Below are 19,194 nucleotides of genomic sequence, written 5' to 3'. Positions count from 1 at the left end.
TGGCCTTGAATTCCGCCGTGTGTACCTTGCGCTTCTTGCCTTCACTCATTCGCCATCATCCCGTCAAGGACGACAGCTTAAACCACCGCCTGATCACTGTCTCAAATCGTGGGTCCACTTTAGGCTCCGATACCTGAACCTGAGCGCCAACGCGAACTGGACATTATCCGCAACGTTTGCTCAACAAGGTGCGACGTTGGCAAGACAAGGGAGCGTATTGCAGACGGCGAATATCGTGGACGGCATAGTCGGTATGCGCGGGCGCATCAATCTCAGTAGCAGTGGCAAGTGGTACGTGCCTTATTACGTTGACTTCGGCACCGGTTCTTCCAGATACACGGTTCAAGCGTCCGGGGGGGGCGGCGTACGCGGCAAGGTGGGGGGATGTGCAATTGTCCTATCGCTACCTAACCTACCAACTGGATGGTAGCCAGTTGGTGCAGAGGCTCACCCTTAAGGGACCCATGCTGAGTGTAGTTTTTCGCTTCTAAGCTCCGTACCCGGTTGCTCCTCGTCGTGGACCGGCCAAGTCTCCAAATGGCCGGAGTGGCGGCGGAAGCAGCCACTTCAGGGATTGGATGCGACCTCCGCCTTTCGGCCGACTCGGCAGTGCGACGGCCAATGATCGGATGACCGAAAGTGGCCATGCGTCACCGGAGGGGAGGGCGCCGGTCGGCGCTTCCCGACCCTTTGCCGTTGGGGGCTCGTTGGCCCAACGGCGGATGTTGGGCACACGGCAGTCATCGAGTTCGTTGGGACAACCGACGCGTCGTCGGCCAAAAGGGGCGTCAAACACGTGCTGGGCCATGGTGTTTCGACCAAATTTGATAGAAGGAAGGACGTGAGGCAAGCCATTGGCACGTTCCGCCCTAGCTCGCCAGGTATCGCGGTCGCGAACGAGGACAGTGAGGTGCTGGGCTGGGCTGGGATCGGAACGTAACGCATGGCGCAGACAGGGAATGGATCCCTGTATTGACGGCCGCCTCCCGAATTTCTTGAACTCCCCCGCTCTATTAAGTCAGGGTTGCGGCTGAAGCGACCTACAGGTCCGGGCACAGCGTAGCGTCGGCAGGGATTGCACGGTAGTCCAGCTAATTCCGGATTTCCAGTCCAGCAATAGCGCTCGTAGTCCAGCAAATTCCGGTTTCCTACACGATTTCGCTGGCACTGTACAAGAATGCGAGGCTAGTGCTCGCATACTGTATATCCATACAGTTAGCTCGGGCTTTCAAGGTGTCGTCGCAAGCGCCATATACTGTATATACGTACAGCACTTTAATGAGGCGCCTCATGCTCCCGGAACCCGTCAACTGCCCGATTTGTTCAGCCGCCGCAGAGCGCATACGCGCCGCGCTACGTGGCTATCGCTATACATGCCCAAGGTGCGGGACCTTCTGCATCAGCAATAGTGCGCTTGGCTGCCAGCAGGACATCCCGCCCTCGGCACGCGATGATGTGCGCCGGCTACGGTCATATGGTCACACACCGCAGATAGAAGTCGCCCGCGACGGTGTCCGCATCGTCCCCGTGCGAGGCTGACCATGGGAAACAGCGAGAATGCCGCCCGCTGTCACGGGCCTTCGGAAGCCCCGAACGCTGACGAAGGCAATGGGATACTGGTCCAGATCCGCGGTGATTACGTCTCGGATGCCATGCGTCTGCTACCCGAGCCCACGTCGGAAGGCCAGCAACAGGAGGTCGTGACAGAGGTAGAGGGATTCGGCCAGGCCCGCTTCTACGCGCGCGTCAACAAGGTCCGCCACCACAAGCACTCGCATCTCTACTGGGCAGCCTATTGGGCGGAAGCCATCTGGCAACCATGACGCCAACCACCATCTTCCTGGAAGCCCACTTCTTCGGCGAGGACCGCGAAGATCTGCGGCTTTCTTGCGAGGCGGTTGCCGCCACAACCAATTTTCTGATCATCGCCGGTGTCCACGCGCGACACCTACACGCGCTGACATGGCGACCCGACCACGTCTCCTACTGGAATAACGGCGAGTTGCTACGGCTTGCAGTGGGGCAGTGGGTTGCGCTGGATGAAAGAACTGTCCGGTTCACGCTTCGATAGGCTCTCGTCAGACTCTACCAAGTACACTGGACGGCAAAAAAGGAGGAGTAGGCATGTGCACCAGTAGCGCCGCCTCGACCCCAAATGAGGCGTTTTGGCGCATGGCGCGCCACGGGCCTTCCCGGGCACGCGCGGACGAGACGAGGATAGGCCCGACCCGGCGTCAGCACGCCCCTCGAAACAAGGGGTGCAAGACGCCCGTTCATCAGCGGTGGCCGTCGCGGTCCCACAAGCGCGTGAGATCTGCCTCCGCACGCTGGCGCAGCTTGTACTTCTCCACCTTGTTGGTCAGGGTCAGCGGCAGTTCGTCGACGAACTCCACGAAGCGGGGGACCATGAACTTGCTCATGTTGGCGCTGCAGTATCCGATCAGCGCTTCGCAAGACAGCGTCTGGCCCTCGTGCAGGATCACCGTGGCGGCGACTTCGTCCTCCGTGAACTCGGAGCGCACGGGATAGACCGCTACCTGCCGGATCGCCGGGTGAGTCTGCATGATCGTCTCGACCTCGTAGGCGGAAATGTTCTCGCCCCGCCGACGGATGGCGTCCTTCTTGCGATCCGTGAAGTAGAGATAGCCATCCGCGTCGAAATAGCCCCGGTCGCCGGTATGGAACCAGCCATTCAGGTGGGCGGCGACCGTCGCTTCCGGCATCTTGTAGTAGCCCAGCGGAGTCGCCCAGGGCTGCTCGACGCGCAGCAGGATCTCGCCCGGCGAGCCCGCGGGCACGTCGAAGTCGTCATCGTCCACCACGCGCACGCTCACGGTGTCGCGCGGCAGGCCGGCGCTGAAATACTTTTCCGATGGGGTGTCCAGCGGCCTCCAGGTCGCGGCGCAGTAGTCGCTCAGCGCGTAGCCGCTCAGTACCCGGAGTCCGAACCGCGCTTCGAAGCCGTGGACGAATGCAGGCACCGGCGCCAGGGTACAGACGCGGACCTGGTGGTCGCGGTCGCCGGGGCCAGGAGGCTGCGCATACAGGAAATTGGCGACGGCGCCGATCGAGCTGAACCGCGTGACGCCCGCGGCGCGCACATCGCTCCAGAATCGGCCGGCGGAGAAGCGGCGCGCGAGCGCGACGGTCGTACCGGCCATCAGCGCGGTCGTCACGCCTATCAGCAGGGCATTGGCGTGAAAGAGCGGCAGGTAGACATATTCGACGTCGCCCGCCTGCACATGCCGGAACCGTATGGTCTGTTCGCCCCAGAAATGCGTGCAGGCATGGGTGAGCATGATCGCTTTAGACGGGCCAGTCGTCCCCGAGGTGTATAGCAGGTAGGCGAGGTCGTTGAACCGGGCGGGGCTGTCGAAGGGGGCGTCGGAGGCGCAATCGCGCGGGAATGCCTGGACGTCGATCCCTGTTCCTGCAAGACGCGCGCGGGTGGGCTGCGTGTCGCCGAGGATGATGAGACGGCTGAGCCCGGGCAGATCGCCTGCCACTTGCACGACTTCCTCTACCAGCGCCTCGGATACGACCACCGATGAGCAGTCGGCATGGTCGAGGTAGTAGCGCAGCAGTTGACCCTTCGCGGCGGTGTTGATGGGCACCGAGACGGCCCCGGCCTTGCCGAGTGAGAAGTAGCTGAGGACCTGTTCCGGGCAGTTCTCGAACATCACTGCGACGTGGTCGCGGTACCCGATCCCCATGTCGCGGAATGCATGCGCGAGGCCATTGGTTTCGCGCTCCAGTTCGCTGTATGTATAGCTGCGACCATCGGGCATGTCCCGCAGGAATAGCTGGTCGGCGGACAGCGCTGCCCGCCGTGCAAGGATTGCCGACATTGTCCAGTCCCGGATCTCTCCGAACACCGTGCCGATGTCGATAGTCGCCTGCATACGCTTCCTCCGCTGTTTGTCTGACGCACGATTGTCGCGGCGGAGAAGGCGTTTGCGACTAGCCGGATCGGCTAGTGACGGGTGATGGGGGACAACATTCGCCGAGCCTTCAAACGCTCCGTTTGGATTGAAACGAGAGATTCCCCCCCCACGACAGGGGGCGAGCAGCGGGGCGGCGGCGGACGATGATGAAAGGTCCCTCTGCCACGCGCAGCGCATCGAGTCAGGATTCCGTGTCCCATAGCGATGTATCCGCCGCAGTGCCGGCGCAGTCCATCGGCCGCGCCATCGAGGCCGTGCCCAGCACCAAGCTGGTTCCCCCGCGCCCTGCGCGCCGGTTGGTCCCGCGTGATGCCTTGCAGGAACGCCTGCTGGCCGTGCGACGCCAGCGTTGCGTGATCGTGCAGGGTCCGGCCGGCAGCGGCAAGACCTCCACGCTCGTCGCGTGGCGCCAAAGGCTGCTTACGCTGGACTTCGACGTGGCGTGGCTGACCGTCGCCGCCGAGGACAATGAGCTGACTCGCTTCTTCGGCGCCTTGCTGGCCTCGTTCGCGATGGTCGACGCCACCGTGGTGCGCGAGGCGGCCCTGCTGGTCGGTCGCGACCACAGCAAGGCGGTGTTGGAGCGCTGCGTCATCACGGTGGTACACGCCATCGCGGGCCGCGCGCGCGACTTCGTGCTGATGATCGACGACGCGCACTGCCTCGAGGAACCGCGCAGCCACCAGGTGCTGCAATGGCTGGTCGACTACGCGCCGCCCAACCTTCACCTCGTCTTCGCCAGCCGCAGCGTGCTCCCGCTGTCCCTTGCGCGGCTGCGGGCGCAGGGCCAGGTGAGCGAGTTCGACCTCAAGGACCTGCGCTTCTCTCCCGAGGAATCCGAGCGCTTCCTGCGCGATCACCTCGGTCGCATCGACCGCAGCGATGCGGAGATGCTCCACCAGTTGACCGACGGCTGGGTGGCCGGCCTGCAGCTTTTTGCGGTCGACCTGAAGACCCGCAGTGGCACGCGCTATCCGCGCGTCCAGGTGCGCGACGCGACCGCCTTCGCCAGCTACTTCGAGCGCGAAGTCCTGGTCAACCTCGCGCCGGACGATCTCGACCTGCTCAGCCGCGCTGCCATCTGCAACCGCTTCTGCGCCTCGCTGTGCGCCACGCTGATGCAGCAGCCGCACGCCGTAGCGAGCATGACCTCGCGGCTTGCGCGGCTCGACAGCGATAGCCTCTTCATCAGCCAGATCAGCGGCGCCAACCAGGAGGCGTGGTACAGGCTTCATCCCCTGCTGCGCGAGGTGCTGCTGGGGAGGCCCGGCCATCACGACGCGGGGATGCGGCAGGCGCTGCACAAGGCGGCGTGGCGCTGGTTCGAGCTGCGCGGCCACCTCGACGAGGCGGTGCGCCATGCGGTGCAAGCAGGGGAGGCGCACGCCGCTGCGGAAGTATTGGAAGGCTGCGCCATCGACCTGATGGGACAGGGCGAACTGGTCCAGCTTGCCGGCATCATGCGCCAGTTGCCGGAAGAGGAAGTGCAGCCGCGCATCCAGTTGCGCATGGTGACCGCCTACCTGTGCATGTACGCGCGCGACCTCGACGCGCTGCAAGTGGCGCTGGCGAGCCTGGAGGCGGAACAGGACACCATGCCGGCGCGCGAACGCTTCGCCGTCTGCCTGCTGCGGGGCGCGTCCGCCATGCAGCGCGACGACACCGAGACCGTGCGCGCGATGCGGCCCGACGTCGAAGTCATTCCGCACGACGCGCAGGGATTTGCCTTTGCGGGCCGCGCTCACCTGCTGGCCTGGTCGCACATGTACGACGGCCACTTCGAGCGCGCGCGCGCGATCCTGCGCGAAGCCGCCCCGCACAACGTCACCTCGGCGCGCCGCCTGGTCAGCCTTGCCCTGGAAGGAATGAGCCTGACGCTGGAAGGCCACATGATCCGCGCCGAGCACCTGCTGCGCGAAGTGCAGCGAGCATGCGCGCTGCAGGGCGCGGCCTCGGTGGACGCTGCGGGGCTGGCGGACGGCCTGCTCGGCGAGACGCTGTACGAAGCCAACGAGCGCGAAGCCGTCTGCCAGTTGCTGGAGCCGCGCCTCGATGTGCTGGAGCGTATCTCGGGCCCCGACGCCGCGTTGCGCGCCCTGGTCGCGCTGTTCCAGGCCCACTGGACGCTCGGCCGCCGCACCGAGGCGCTGGCCTGCCTCGCGCGGCTGGAAGCCTACGCCACTCGCAACGGGCAGGAACGCGCGCAGGCTCATGCGTTGGCGCTGCGCCTGCGCGTCCACCATGCGCGGGGCGAGACGACGCAGGCGATGGCCGTGCTGGAACGGCTGGTGGCGTTGGGCACCCTCCACGCCAGTGCGCGGCAGGGCGCCCCTGCCGAGATCCGCCGGGTCTGCGAACAGGCGCGGGTCGAAGCCTGCCTTCACTGGCAGGACTTCGATGGCGCCGTGTCGCGTTGCCTGCCGCTGTTGGCGCTCACGGCCTCGGTCGGCCGCTGGGCCGGCGTGGCAACGCTGCACATGATGCTTGCAGTGGCCGAAGCCGGGCGCGGCGACCGCAAGGCAGCGCGACGGCAGGCATTCAAGGGCCTGCGCCTGGGCCACCGGCTCGGACTGGCCCGCAGCCTGCTAGACGCGTCAGCGGGCGTCGCGACGTTGCTGGAAGACCTGCTCGACGACGGCGCGCCGGACCCGGTGCTGGCGTTCTATATCCGGCGTCTGCTCGACGCGCGCATGAGGGAGGCACCTCCGTTGCGCCCAGCCTGCGAGGAAGACAGAGCCGACCTGCTCAATGCACGCGAGCGGCAAGTGCTGGAACTCGTTGCCCAGGCCATGCCGAACAAGAAGATCGCCCGCGTGCTCGGCCTCACGACGCACACAGTCAAGTGGCACCTGCGCAAGATCTACGGAAAGCTCGGAGTCTCGGAGCGCGACGAAGCGGTGGCCCGCATGCGCGATCTGGCGTTGTCCGGGCAGCCGACCTCGCCAATCCGGCTAGTGAACTGAGCGTCCCGGGGGACCAAGATGTGTTATCCGGCACGGCCTCGCATGGGCGCTGTGCGCCGGAGAGTCCGACACATCGACAAGGAGCCTGCCAGTGGACGTCATCCGCAACGTCTTTCGTGAAGACCATGAAATGCTTCGCCCCACCGCGCGGCGATTCTTCGAACGTGAGTGCGCGCCGCGCCAGGCCGAGTGGGACCAGGCCGGCCGGACCGACCGCGAGACCTGGCTGAAGGCAGGCCGCGAGGGTCTGCTGTGCGTCTCGGTGCCCGCCGAATATGGTGGCGGCGGTGGCGACTTCGGCCACTCGGCCATCGTCATGGAGGAGATGCACCGCGCCGGCATCTCCGGCGCGGGGTTCTCGATCCATTCCGACATCATCGCGCCGTACATCGCCCGGCTCGGCACCGAGGCGCAGAAGCGCCGCTGGCTGCCGTCGATCTGCGCGGGAGAGACGATCATGGCGGTCGGCATCACCGAGCCCGGCTGCGGCTCCGACGTGAAGGCCTGCCGTACGACCGCCGTGCGCGACGGCGACGAGTACGTCATCAACGGCAGCAAGACCTTTATCAGCAACGGGCTGAACTGCGACATGGTCATGCTGGTCACCAAGACAGACCAGTCCGCCGGCGCGAAGGGGGTGAGCCTGATAATGGTCGAAGCCGACCGCCCAGGCTTCCGGCGTGGCCGCAAGCTGGAAAAGATCGGCCAGCCCGGCGCCGACACCGCCGAACTGTTCTTCGACAACGTCCGCGTGCCGGTGGAAAACCTGCTCGGCGAGGAGAACATGGGCTTCTCATACCTGATGCAGGAATTGCCGCAGGAGCGCCTCCTGATCGCGCTGTACTCGGCCATCGCCATCGAGCGGCTGCTACAGGTCACGGTGGACTACGTCAAGGACCGCAAGGCGTTCGGTGGCACGGTGTGGGATTTCCAGAACACCAAGTTCAAGCTCGCCGACATCAAGGCGCAATCCGTCGCCGTCCGCACGATGGTCGACTACTACATCGGCGAGCACATGAAGCGCCGCCTGACCGTGCAGGAAGCCGCCATTGCGAAGCTGTTCGCCACCGAGACCATGGGGAAGTGCATCGACGACATGGTGCAGATGCATGGCGGCTACGGCTATATGCGCGACTACGCGATCGGGCGCGCGTTCACCGACTATCGGGTCTCGCGAATTGCGGGCGGCGCAAGCGAAGTCATGCGCGACCTGATCGCGCGCAAGCTGTAATCCATCACTCCTCACACGGAACATCATGAGCGAAAAAACATTCGTCGCAGGCGTGGGCATGACACCCTTCGTCAAGCCGGGCACGAGCAAGCCATATTTCGAGATGGGCGCAGCCGCCGTGCGCGCGGCGCTGGCCGATGCCGGTATTGGTTACGACCAGATTCAGGAAGCCTATGCCGGCTACGTCTACGGCGACTCCACATGCGGCCAGACCACGCTCTACGAGGTCGGCATGACGGGCATCCCGGTGGTCAATGTGAACAACAACTGCTCGACGGGCTCGACGGCGCTGTATCTGGCGCGCAAGGCGGTCATGTCGGGCGAGGTGGATTGCGCGCTGGCGGTCGGCTTCGAGCAGATGCAGCCAGGTGCGCTGAAGATGCACTGGGACGACCGCCCGCCGCCGCGCGTGCGTTTCATGCCGGTATTGCATTCGCTGACGTCAGGTCTCGAGCACCTCGGCCAGTCGCTGCGCACCTTCGGCGGCGCGGGGCGTGAGCACATGGAGAAATACGGCACGCGGATGGAGACCTTCGCCCGCGTGCGCGCGAAGGCGAGCCGGCATGCCGTCAACAATCCACTGGCAATTTTCCGCCGGCCCTTGTCGGTGGAGGAAATCATGGCCGACACCGTGATCGTTCCGGGCGTGATGACGCGATGGATGGCCTGCCCGCCGACGTGCGGGGCGGCTGCGGCGGTGATCGTGTCGGAGAAATTCGCCCGCCGGCACGGCCTGCGCACCGACGTGCAGGTCCTGGCGCAGGCGCTCACTACCGATCCGCCGGAGGCATTCAATCCGCCGTCGATGCTGAGCTGGGTCGGCTCGCACATGACGCGCGCGGCCGTCAGGCAGGTCTGGGAGAGGGCCGGCGTCGGCCCCGATGACATCGACGTCTGCGAGCTGCATGACTGCTTCGCGCAGAACGAGGTCATCCTGTATGAGTCGCTCGGCTTCTGTCCGGAGGGCGGGGCCGAGAAATTTGTGCAGGACGGCGACAACACCTATGGCGGCAAGGTCGTGACCAACCCATCGGGCGGGCTCCTGTCCAAGGGCCATCCGCTGGGCGCGACGGGCCTCGCGCAATGCTACGAGCTGACCAACCAGCTCCGTGGCAACGCCGACAAGCGACAGGTGGAAGGCGCGCGGCTGGCGCTGGCGCACAACCTGGGGCTGGGCGGGGCCTGCGTGGTGACGCTGTACGGCAAGCACTGACCGGTCCCCCGGCAAGCCGGGATCAGCCATCGTGACACGAGACGTCCCGGCGATACAACAGTTCCAATACAGGAGGAGACACCCATGACACGTCGTTCCCGCATTCGCCTGCTGGCGCTCGCGCTGGCCGTCTCGCTACCAGGCTGGGCTAACGGCTGGATTCCCGGCGTTGGCGCGGCCCATGCCGAGACCTGGCCTTCACGGCCGATACGCTTCCTCGTGCCGCTTGGTCCGGGCAGCAGTTCCGACTCCAGCGCGCGGCTCCTTGCCAGGTTTGCCGGAGAAGAACTGGGGCAACCCGTCGTCGTGGAGAACAGGCCCGGCGCGGACTCCCTTGTAGCGGTGCAGGCGCTGCTGTCCGCACCGGCGGACGGGTACAGCATCCTGATGATCTCGCCGAGTTCGATGATCATCAACCCGCTGATCAACGCCTCACTGTCCTATGAGCCGCTGCGCGACCTGCGCCCGGTGGCCGGCATGATGCGCGTCGGGGCCCTGCTCGTGACCGGGGGCGAGTCCCGCTTTCGCACGTTGGCCGACGTGCTGGCCGAGGCGAAGCAGGCGCCGGGGGCGGTCAGCATGGGCAGCTACAGTGCCTACTACCGGCTCGGGGCACTGCGCATGCAGCAGATAGCGCAGGTGACGTTCAACCAGGTGACCTACAAGACCGCCGCACCGCTGCAGGCCGACGTGGTCGGCGGGGCGGTGGATGTGGCGCTGGTCGATGTCGGCGGGGCGATGCCGCTGATCGCTTCCGGCAAGCTGCGCCCGCTGGCGGTGGCCAGCAAGGCACGAAGCCGCGCGCTACCCGCCGTGCCGACGGTTGCCGAAGCCGGACTGAAGCAGTTCGAGATGTCCGGATGGACCGCCATCGGCGTGGCCGCGAAGACACCGGAGAATGTCGCGCAGTCACTCGAAGCTGCCGTGACCAAGGCGATGAAGCGGCCGGAGTACATCAGGTTCCTGACGGAGAACATGGGGGCCGACGTGTTTGCCGCATCGGGGAAAGAGGTCGGAGCGCTGGTCGAATCGGAAATCACGCACTATCGGCCGTTTGCCCAGCAGTTGCAGGCGACGCAGCGCTAAGCGGGTGGCCGGTCTCCGAGGCATTGGGGGCCGGAGACCGCTGGTCGGTCGCGCGGGTTTCCCCGCAAGAGCGGGGGCCTGATTCCCGGGAGGCGGCCGGCCAACGCCCGCCGTTCCCCTGCCGCCATCAGCGCGGCGCCATGCGGATCCCGCCGTCCAGGCGGATGCTTTCGCCGTTGAAGTAGGCGGTCGTCACCATCATTTCGGCCATGGCGGCAAACTCGTCGGGATTGCCGAGGCGCTTCGGAAACGGCACGGAGGCGGCCAGCGCTGCGCGGACATGCTCCGGAGACGCCGGCCATGAGCGGTGAGTTACCGGCACGGCCCGGCCGCCCGCGGACGACAATCCGGTGCGGGCGGGGGCGTCGTAGTGCGGGGAAGGTCATTGACGGGCGGACCGATCTCAGGAAGTGGACAACGCCTTCCGCTCCTCTCTGTCCTGCTCCTCCTGCAACACCCGCCACAGGATCTTCCCGGTCGCCGTCTTGGGCAGTGCCTCGACGATTTCCACGATCCGGGGCACCTTGTACGCGGCAATCTGCTCGCGGGCCCATGCGATCAGGTCGTCGGCTTTCACAGTCCCGCGCGCCGCCGGACGCAGCACGATCAACGCCTTGGCCGTCTCGCCCCGGTGCGGATCGCGCACCGAGATCACGCACGCTTCCTGCACGGCGGGATGACCGTAGAGTGCCGATTCGATCTCTGCTGGCCACACCTTCAGGCCGGAACTGTTGATCATCCGCTTGAGGCGGTCGGTCACGTAGAAATAACCGTCGTCGTCTTCATATCCCAGGTCGCCGCTGCGCAGGAAGCGCTTGCCGTCGATCTCGATAAGCGTCTCGGCCGTTGCCTCGGGCTTGTTCAGGTAGCCCGCGAACAGCGTGGGGCCATGCATGACGATCTCGCCCGGCTGGTCCGGCCCGAGTTCTTCGAGCGTCACGGGATCGATTACGCGCACATCGCAGTTGATCACCGGCACGCCGGCGCACTGCCGTCGCGCAGCCTGTGGCGGATTGCTGAGCGCGAGACCGCAGAACTCGGTCATGCCATAGCTTTCCAGGAAGACGAGACCGAGCCGCTCCTGGATTTCACGGGCGAGGGCGTCCGGCATGGCCGCTGCGCCGCCGTACAGTCGCATCAGGGAAGAGAGCGCGTGCGCTGCGTCGTCCGCGGCGCCGAAGACTTCCGACAGCATCGTCGGCACGGCCGGCCAGGAGCGGATGCGCAGGCGATGGATCAACTCGACGGCAGCCTTCGCATCCCATCTGGCGAGCATCACCAGCGTGCGGCCGATCCGGCCGGCCTGTAGCATCACCCGCATACCGGCGAGGTGGCTGGCCGGAAGGGCCAACAGTTCGTCCTCGTCCTCCCTGTCGTCCTGCCAGTGCGCGCGGTGTGCGAGCGTATAGCAGAAGTTTCGGTGGGACAACATCGCGCCCTTTGGCTTGCCGGTGGTGCCGGAGGTGTACCCGATCACGGCGAGGTCCTCCCCCTTCGCCTGCGTCGGCGCCGGCTGAGCGCCGGCAGCCAGCGCGGCGGCCATGTCGTGGCAGCGGGGATGCGACATGGCCCGTCGCGGCTCGCGCACGATGGCGGGAAGTTCAAGCCAGGGGGACGCCTCCGGCGGGGCCGCGAAGTCCGACAGCGCGCCGACGACGCAGGCGTCCAGCGTCCCGTCGCCCATCAGCGTTTCCGCGCGGCCAGCCACGTCCTGTGTGGCGACCAGCACGCGGGCGCCCGAGTCGGCGGCGAAGTAGGCGATCTCGTCCGGCGTGCTCATCGGGTTCAGCGCCACCACTACCGCGTCGCAACGCATCACGGCGTAGAACGCGGCATAGAACTGCGGACAGGTCTGCATCAGCAACAGCACGCGGTCACCGCGCCGCACGCCAAGGCGTTGCTGCAGGTAGCCCGCCAGTGCCACCGCAGCCGCGTGCATCTCGCGGAACGTGGTCGGCTTGCCGTAGAAGACGGCGGCTGGCTTTTCCGGCAGCCGCGCCGCCGAATCTTCGAGATGGGAGAACAGATTGCAGTCTGCTACATCCAGCGTGCGCGGGACCCCGGGGGGCCAGTGCGCAAAATGTCGGGTCAGTCGGGGCATAGGCGGGTGTGTAGTGGTTGAGATCAGGCGATGGCGACGATCGCCTCGCCGACAATCTTCTGTTCGCCGTTCTGGTTTGCGCAGACCATCTCGACCCGCAGCCGCGCTTCGCCGTTCTCCTCGAAGCGCTCGCTGACCCGGCCCGTGCAATGGGGCGCGTCACGCAGGTGCGTGATGCCAGTGAAGCGCATCTTCAGGGAGCGCAGGCGATCCTGTCCCGCCCAGTTTGTCACCAGGCGGCCCAGATAGGCGGCGGACAGCATGCCGTGGGCAAACACGTCGCCAAGGCCCGCCTCGCGCGCATAGTCGGAATCGATATGTAGCGGGTGGTGGTCGCCGGAAGCGCCGGCATAGATGGCGAGAGTGCGCCGGCTGATGGGGGAGACCCGCAGTTCGGGGATGTCGTCGCCCGGCTGCAGTTCGGCCAGCGTTGCGTGATGGGCGAGGTTCGTCGTGGTCGTCATGAGGTCTCCGTCAGATCTGGCGCTGGACGAGCACGGAGCGCGCATCGGCCACGTGCGCGCCGTCCTGGTTGATGATGCGGGTGCCCTTGACAAGGAATTCGAGGGTGCCGCCCTTCTTGTCGTAGACATCGACGATGCGGGGTTCGTAGGTCAGGGTATCGCCTGCGTGGACGGGTGCGTGAAAGTCGTATTGCTGCTCGGCGTGCAGCACACGCGAGGGCTCCACGCGGGCCAGTGCAAGCAGGTCGAAGGTATTGAACAGCCAGCCTTCCATGCAGGAGAGGAAGGTCGGCGGGACGCGCAGCGAGGGGAGCCCCGCCGCACGGGCGGCGGCGAGGTCGTGGTAGGACGGGTCGGTCTCGCCGATGGCCCGCGCGTACCAGCGCACGGCCCATTCCTCCACCTTGATGCTGCGCTGCCCGAAGCTGTGGCCGATCAGGTTCTTGTCGAGCATGACATGTCTCCGGTCAGTCAGGCGGCGGCGGGGATGACGCCATCGAGCGTGGCGTTCGGCGCGGCGCGACGCACGAGGTCCGGCACCAGCGCGCCCAGTTCGGCCACCTCCCAGCGGCCAGGCTTCTCGATGTGCGGACCCGCGTGCCAGCCTTCGGCGACCGTGATGCGGCCACCACGGCTGCCGAACACGCGGCCGGTGACGTCTCCGGATTCGGTGCTGCCGAGCCAGACCACCAGCGGCGCCACGTTGGCCGGGTCGAGGGCCTCGAAGCCAGTCACGGCATTGACGACGGGGTTAAGCCGGCCGCTCTTGATCAGGTGCTCGGTGTGGCGGGTCGTGCCGCTCGGGTAGATCGTGTTGACGGTGACGCCATAGCGGCCCAGTTCCGTCGCCGCGACGTTCGACATGCAGGCGATGCCCGCCTTCGCGGCGCCGTAGCAGGTCTGGCCTACGTTGCCGAACAGGCCGGCCGAGGACGAGGTGTTGATCACGCGGGCCGCGCGCTGACGGCCGGCCTTGGATTCGTCGCGCCACCAAGCGGCGGCGTGGCGCATCGGCGCGAAGGTGCCGCGCAGGTGCACCCGGATCACGGCGTCCCAGTCCTCCACCTCCATATTGACCAGCATGCGGTCACGGATGATGGCGGCATTGTTGACCAGCACGTCAATGCTGCCGAAGTTCTCGATGGCCGTCTGGATCATGCACTTCGCGCCGTCCCAGTCGGCCACGTCGTCGTTATTGGCCACGGCCGTGCCACCCATGGCGCGGATCTCTTCGACGACCTGCTGCGCGGGTCCCGCGGCAATCTCACTGCCGTCCGGTGATGCGCCGAGGTCGTTGACGACCACTTTCGCACCGTGGCGAGCGAATTCCAGGGCATATTCGCGGCCGAGGCCACGGCCGGCGCCAGTGATGACGACCACACGGTCCTTGCAGAGTTGTTGCATCGATACTCCTTTCGAAACAGGTGTTGGATAAAAGCGGTCCAGTCGAATCGGGACGGACGGTTCGATTATTTCGGGAGGGGGCTCGGTTGCCACTAGCCGGATAGGGCAGTGGGCAACCGGGCGTGCCGCTTGCCGGGGTTAGGCTCCCCTCGAATGCTCCCTCGCGACCATCTCCGCGGGGGGGGCGCTGCCCTTTCCTGACCGCACTAACCTGCTGCGTGTTTTTTCCTTGCTACGGAGTGGAATCGCAGCATGGACTCGAACAAGCCGATCCCTGGTCCCATCCCCGCGGGAGCGGAGAACATTCCGCGGACGTGCTTGAGGACTGGCATGTGAATGACGGTCGGCGCGGAGGGCATGGGAGCCAGTGCCGCAGTGGTAGAGGCTGAGCCAACCAAGATCAAGGCGCTCGAGCAGCTCCAGTGTGCCGCTGGTCAGCTCCCGGGCGGCGAGCGTCTCGGGGACGACCGGCAGCGGGATCTGGCTGGCGGCCAGTGCGGCGTTGTTCTGGAGGTGCCCGGCCGCGCCCTGGGTGTCGATGATGACGACGTCATAGTTGTCGTCCGACATGATCGGCTTGGCCAGAGCCCGCGCTAGGCGGAACATGCCGTCGGCCCGGGTGGGCAGCTTGTGCTGGAGCATGCCTTCGGGGTCATCGCTGAGGATGATGTCCAGACCGTCGACGTCGGTGTGGGAGATGCAATCTTGCGTGATCGAGCCGGTCTCGATGACGCAGGTCAGGCCTGTTGGGGCCTGGTCGATCCCACAGCGTACCGATCGGCGGCTGAAAAGTTGACCCGACGCACCCAACGTGGGGCGAATTCTTTGCTCCACCGCAATTAGTTCTTATGGCCACCAAAAGATCAAATGTCGGCAAATTCGGGTCTCAGGGCGCGGACGCACGCGTACAGAGTTGGCGGAGAAGCCGCCATCCTTGCCACGGGGCCTGATGGCCGACGACGTTCGAAGCGGATCCGAAGGCGGGCAGAATGATGGAGCCAGACGTGTGTGTACACCGGCGCCAGCGCATCCGGGACGTTCACGAAGCAGGCACCACCAGCGATCGGCGTGCCGTTGGCGTCGACGGTCGATGAGTCAGATTGTCAACGCCGATCCACGGCACGTGCGCTGGAATGCCTCAAGCTCAAATATGCAGCCTTCTTGCAAATCCAGCTACCCGGCTCTTTCCCGACGATGTACTTCTCGCACTCTGCGCTGGATGTCCCGATCCTGTGAAGGCTAGGTGACTGGTTGTCAAGTCTCTTCATCCAATGACGTATGAAGAGCTTGTGGATCGTGCGTTGGCAATCCCGCTTCGCCAAGTGGCCGACGTACCGCTATCCGAACTCCCGGCTGGGCATCCGCTGAGGTCTCTGGCTCCGTAGCGCAAGGCTCGTTTCCATTTGCGAGCAATTCTGACCGTCCGTTCCTGGCCGGCTACGGCCCTCTTTCCGTCTGGAGCGAAGGACCGCTTATCGGCCAACCCGGTCATCCGACGTGGCCGCGTCGAATGGCTCAAAGTGGCCGGCAAGCGCGCCCATCGGCCATCAGGCAGCCAGTCGGCGGCTCCCTCTCGGACGATCGGTAAAGCCAGAGAAAGTGCTTTGGCCATAGGTCCGATGCAGATCTTCGCGGCTATCAGATTCGAATTCAAATGGCGGACGCGTTGACTTCTTGGTACGGCGGCCTACCGCGGCGTGAGCGAACGGCACATGATACATAGGTTCCACTATCGTGCAACAGGTCGGCCTACCCACATATCGCGCCTACACGCTGCCCTCTTTGCCAGCATGAACGAGCCTTTGGCGATGCAGGGTGAGGGATACCCTGGTGATCAATATGAGCCACATAGAGTTGCCAGCGATGTACCCCCTTTCGGTCCATTTCCAACCGGATCAGCCACCCTGTAATGTTGTCTTCGTCTTTGAAGCCATCAAAGACGAAGTTGCCCAAGCTATAGAAAATTGGGCTCCCCTTGTATTGCTCAATGTCCTGGGTAACATGCGGATGCCCTCCAATGACTGCATTGGCACCGGCGTCGATCATCGTGCGCGCAAGCCGGCGCTGACGTGCACTCGCATGAGGCTCGTGCTCCAGTCCCCAGTGCATGAAGGGTATGACCAGGTCCGCATGGTGGACTTTTCTTGCATTCTGGATGTCGGTGATCACCTGTTCGTCTTCGCTCCAGGCCAGCCCTGGCGTGTCGTGATTGGCTTCAAAACTTCGCGGGAAGATCTCGTTGTAGCCAAGGATGGCAATCTTGAGACCGTTACGCTCGATCAGAAGCGGTGCATGTGCCTCGGCCAGGTTTCGACCCCCGCCGAAATATGAGAGCTTCTGCACTTCGAGCAGATTCAGCATCTCGGAAAAGGCGGCCCGGCCAAAATCACCGGTGTGGTTGTTGGCAAGGGAGAGTGCGGTGAAATGGCCTTTCAGTACATTGACCGTTCGCGGGTCTGCGCGAAACGTGAATGGCTTGCGCTCGGCGCGACCTTCGGAGGCAATGACACACTCGAGATTGCCAATTCGGATATCCGCGGCATCCAGGATCCGTGCGAAGTGCGCAAAGGGATCGCGCTCGCCCTTGACGGTATCCCCTGGAATCCCGTCAAGCATGATGTCACCGACAAAAGCAAGCGAGACGGTAGGGTCGTCAAGCTTTGCGCCGGCAGTCGCTCCGCCAACGACGCCGAAGCACAGGAGAACTGCGACAAGAAATCGTCGGATTGCGCAGCTCGACGTGTCGCCTCGCACTATGCCGCCCTCGTCAGCATGCAGCTATATTTCAGCTCCCTGCCAAGAACGGGTGAATAAAGATAATTCACACCCGTGAATGAGCCGCGCGAGTCAGATTGGGAAGGAACCGCAGGCGGGACATATTTTGCCTCGTGCAGCAGGATGACCTGATCCGAATCCTGATAGTAGGTGTAGAGTTTGATATAGGCAACGTCTGTGGCTCTCACCATGGCTGCCTTGAAGCGGAAATGCCCGTCTATATCGACTGACTTCACCGAATAAGGATCTGCAGTCTGCCTGAATTCGAATATGCGCGGATTTCTGCCTCCTTGGCTAATCTCGCAACGCAGCAGTAGTGTTCCGGCATTTGCTCCGGCAATCTGGCACAGCCAGAGCGTCATCAAGGCAATAGCGCTAGCGCCCCGCGGGCGGCATGTGGGGTGTTCGACCTGGCGCATAGGCGGGGGCTCCTTAACATTGGGCTCACGCTCCGGAGGAGAACATGCTACCTCAACCTCAGCGATTTTTCGACCTGCCCGACTGCGAGAGGTATCTCGGCCGTCGTGGCTGCTCAACACGTAACCGTGAACAGCCTGTGACCGATTGTCTCATGTCGACCCCAAGCGATAGATCGACAAGACGGTTCCATTGCCGTAGAGCCGGCCCTCAACGGACATCGACTCACGAATCCCCGTTTCGCGGGAAATCGCCAGGCGCGAGTCCAACAGCGTTGCCGTGAGGCGTGCGATGCGCAGCGTACTGCCAGGTCGCGGTAGCGCCCCTGCGTCTCTGCGCTCGCGACGCCTTTGCTTGCCACCAGGCGCTCGAGCGTGGCGAGATCCACACGCTGTTGAATCGCGGTGAATCTGTTCATCGTCAGCGCGATTTACGATGGAAAAGCCTCACACGAGCGTGGCCGGCGCCGCGACGAGATGAAAGTAATCTCGGGATCGCATTGCGCTGCTGACCAATATTGTTCTGGCGTGGAACTCCGCCCAGATGCAGAGCGTGGTCGACCGGATGCGTAAGGAAGGCCATCATCGAAGAGGGCTGGCTGCGTCGCATGGGCCCGGTCCATTTCAGCCACATCAATTTCCGGGGCACTTTCCGCTTTCCTGTGGAGCGCTACGCGGACGCACTCCTACAACGATCCCGGACGGCGACGCGTCGGTCTGCGTGAGTCCGAGGGTACGAGGAGTCCTTGCACTCAGGTTGCGGGCCGATCTAAGGTTGAATCAGCAGCGGACTTTCAAATCTCTTCGTCGGACGTACGGCGCCTATCTTGACTCCGCGCTTCCCTACGCTGCTCAAGTCGAGCAAGGGGTCGAAAACCTTCGAAATGCCAGGCTTCGCCCACCGGGGATAGCGGACCTCGGCGTTGGCGCTAATGTAAGCCGTCCGATCGGTCGGCGAATGGATGCTTTCATACTTGTATGCATATCATGTCGTGATATGGCGTTGAGCTGCTGCGCACGTTTTGGCGGCGGAGAAAATAGTGGCAATTACGGCAGACATGCCTTCTAATCACATTGAACACAACGCGACGAGCAGCTAAGATGAACACTTCGGGTGCGAGAACAAGCACCCGCCAGCCAGAACCTCGCGTCCGAGAGGAAGAAACGGTCTGTACAAACCAGGCCAGCTGTCACGGACGGTAGTGAAGTCCCGTAGCAAAAATAGACTATAGCTTGGGAGACGACTGTGCTGAGTCATCATGAATTCGCCACGCTGGTGTTGGTAGGCGGCAGTTCTGACCCAACGGAGCTGGACCGCGCGGATATGGACACGCTGCTCGCGCATCAGCTGGTTACGCTTGAGCGCCTTGGGCCAAACCACAGCCGCCCTCAGGTGACAATCCAAGGCTACGCTTTTCTGAAAGCCTTCGGGCGTGTTCGCGCAAGGGAATGTCGGGCTCGCCAGGCCTCCTTGTGAGCCTTCTATGAGGGCGAGGGTGTCAACCCCCTACAGTATTGAATTTCAGCATAGGGATGCATAGCGCGATAACTCTCTCCTTGCAAGCCATTCCTTTTCGTTCGCGAAACTGATGCGGTT

At 64.3% G+C, this 19,194-nt stretch carries 16 protein-coding genes and 1 pseudogene; 8 read left to right on the top strand and 9 right to left on the bottom strand.

The window, feature by feature from the left end; translation table 11 throughout:
* Positions 1 to 1,541: 1,541 nt before the first annotated feature.
* Together DN412_RS38975 and DN412_RS38970 are read left to right on the top strand one after the other, a co-directional pair.
* Complete coding sequence (locus DN412_RS38975; protein ID WP_115216414.1) at positions 1,542 to 1,823, top strand: hypothetical protein; 282 nt, start codon at positions 1,542 to 1,544, stop codon at positions 1,821 to 1,823.
* The gene (locus tag DN412_RS38970) at positions 1,820 to 2,071 is read left to right on the top strand and encodes a hypothetical protein (protein WP_115216413.1); all 252 of its coding nucleotides are present in this window, start codon (positions 1,820 to 1,822) and stop codon (positions 2,069 to 2,071) included. The genes DN412_RS38975 and DN412_RS38970 overlap by 4 nt, the downstream gene beginning before the upstream one ends.
* Positions 2,072 to 2,276: 205 nt before the next feature.
* Here the strand turns inward: DN412_RS38970 and DN412_RS38965 are convergent, their stop codons facing one another.
* Positions 2,277 to 3,902 carry an ATP-dependent acyl-CoA ligase gene (locus DN412_RS38965; RefSeq protein WP_115216412.1) on the bottom strand — a complete coding sequence of 542 codons (1,626 nt, stop codon included), beginning with the start codon at positions 3,900 to 3,902 and terminating at the stop codon, positions 2,277 to 2,279.
* A 233-nt stretch (positions 3,903 to 4,135) separates the two neighbouring features.
* Between DN412_RS38965 and DN412_RS38960 the strand changes: the two genes are divergently transcribed.
* From DN412_RS38960 to DN412_RS38945, 4 genes are all read left to right on the top strand, one after another.
* Entirely contained in the window at positions 4,136 to 6,907 is a 2,772-nt protein-coding gene (locus DN412_RS38960; protein ID WP_244223037.1) for a winged helix-turn-helix domain-containing protein, read from the top strand.
* A 91-nt stretch (positions 6,908 to 6,998) separates the two neighbouring features.
* Positions 6,999 to 8,138, top strand: coding sequence for an acyl-CoA dehydrogenase family protein (locus tag DN412_RS38955; protein WP_115216411.1), 1,140 nt, complete (start codon positions 6,999 to 7,001; stop codon positions 8,136 to 8,138).
* Between the two features lie 25 nt (positions 8,139 to 8,163).
* On the top strand, positions 8,164 to 9,351 hold the full coding sequence (locus DN412_RS38950; protein WP_115216410.1) for a lipid-transfer protein: 1,188 nt from the start codon (positions 8,164 to 8,166) through the stop codon (positions 9,349 to 9,351).
* 84 nt (positions 9,352 to 9,435) lie between these two features.
* Positions 9,436 to 10,437, top strand: coding sequence for a Bug family tripartite tricarboxylate transporter substrate binding protein (locus DN412_RS38945; RefSeq protein WP_115216409.1), 1,002 nt, complete (start codon positions 9,436 to 9,438; stop codon positions 10,435 to 10,437).
* A 127-nt stretch (positions 10,438 to 10,564) separates the two neighbouring features.
* Here the strand turns inward: DN412_RS38945 and DN412_RS45180 are convergent, their stop codons facing one another.
* The 6 genes from DN412_RS45180 to DN412_RS38915 all read right to left on the bottom strand — a co-directional run bounded on the left by DN412_RS45180 (position 10,565) and on the right by DN412_RS38915 (position 15,240).
* The gene (locus tag DN412_RS45180) at positions 10,565 to 10,693 is read right to left on the bottom strand and encodes a hypothetical protein (RefSeq protein WP_425267484.1); all 129 of its coding nucleotides are present in this window, start codon (positions 10,691 to 10,693) and stop codon (positions 10,565 to 10,567) included.
* 147 nt (positions 10,694 to 10,840) lie between these two features.
* Positions 10,841 to 12,538 carry an AMP-binding protein gene (locus tag DN412_RS38935; RefSeq protein WP_115216408.1) on the bottom strand — a complete coding sequence of 566 codons (1,698 nt, stop codon included), beginning with the start codon at positions 12,536 to 12,538 and terminating at the stop codon, positions 10,841 to 10,843.
* Positions 12,539 to 12,561: 23 nt separating this feature from the next.
* Positions 12,562 to 13,002: a MaoC family dehydratase gene (locus tag DN412_RS38930; protein WP_115216407.1), complete on the bottom strand. Its 441-nt coding sequence runs from the start codon at positions 13,000 to 13,002 to the stop codon at positions 12,562 to 12,564.
* Positions 13,003 to 13,012: 10 nt separating this feature from the next.
* Positions 13,013 to 13,456: a MaoC family dehydratase N-terminal domain-containing protein gene (locus DN412_RS38925; RefSeq protein WP_115216406.1), complete on the bottom strand. Its 444-nt coding sequence runs from the start codon at positions 13,454 to 13,456 to the stop codon at positions 13,013 to 13,015.
* 17 nt (positions 13,457 to 13,473) lie between these two features.
* Positions 13,474 to 14,406: an SDR family oxidoreductase gene (locus tag DN412_RS38920; RefSeq protein ID WP_115216405.1), complete on the bottom strand. Its 933-nt coding sequence runs from the start codon at positions 14,404 to 14,406 to the stop codon at positions 13,474 to 13,476.
* Positions 14,407 to 14,544: 138 nt separating this feature from the next.
* Positions 14,545 to 15,240 (bottom strand): ParA family protein, encoded by a 696-nt coding sequence (locus DN412_RS38915; RefSeq protein WP_133303156.1) that lies wholly within the window; start codon positions 15,238 to 15,240, stop codon positions 14,545 to 14,547.
* A 174-nt stretch (positions 15,241 to 15,414) separates the two neighbouring features.
* On the opposite strand from DN412_RS38915, the gene DN412_RS43215 reads away from it, so the two are divergent.
* A complete protein-coding gene (locus DN412_RS43215; protein ID WP_133303155.1) occupies positions 15,415 to 15,642 on the top strand; it encodes a hypothetical protein in 228 nt (75 codons plus the stop codon).
* A gap of 513 nt (positions 15,643 to 16,155) precedes the next feature.
* On the opposite strand, the gene DN412_RS38910 is transcribed toward DN412_RS43215, so the two are convergent.
* Positions 16,156 to 17,160: a CapA family protein gene (locus DN412_RS38910; protein ID WP_115216403.1), complete on the bottom strand. Its 1,005-nt coding sequence runs from the start codon at positions 17,158 to 17,160 to the stop codon at positions 16,156 to 16,158.
* Entirely contained in the window at positions 17,160 to 17,600 is a 441-nt protein-coding gene (locus DN412_RS38905; protein WP_115216402.1) for a hypothetical protein, read from the bottom strand. Before DN412_RS38905 ends, DN412_RS38910 begins: the two co-directional genes overlap by 1 nt.
* Positions 17,601 to 17,971: 371 nt before the next feature.
* Here DN412_RS38905 and DN412_RS45175 point away from each other — a divergent pair.
* Positions 17,972 to 18,322, top strand: a pseudogene (locus tag DN412_RS45175) (Tn3 family transposase); the annotation flags it as partial.
* Positions 18,323 to 19,194: the final 872 nt, after the last annotated feature.

It is taken from the genome of Cupriavidus lacunae (genome assembly GCF_003353055.1).
GTDB lineage: Bacteria > Pseudomonadota > Gammaproteobacteria > Burkholderiales > Burkholderiaceae > Cupriavidus > Cupriavidus lacunae.
Note: the sequence above shows the minus strand (reverse complement) of the source record. Positions and strands in the feature narration are given on the sequence as shown.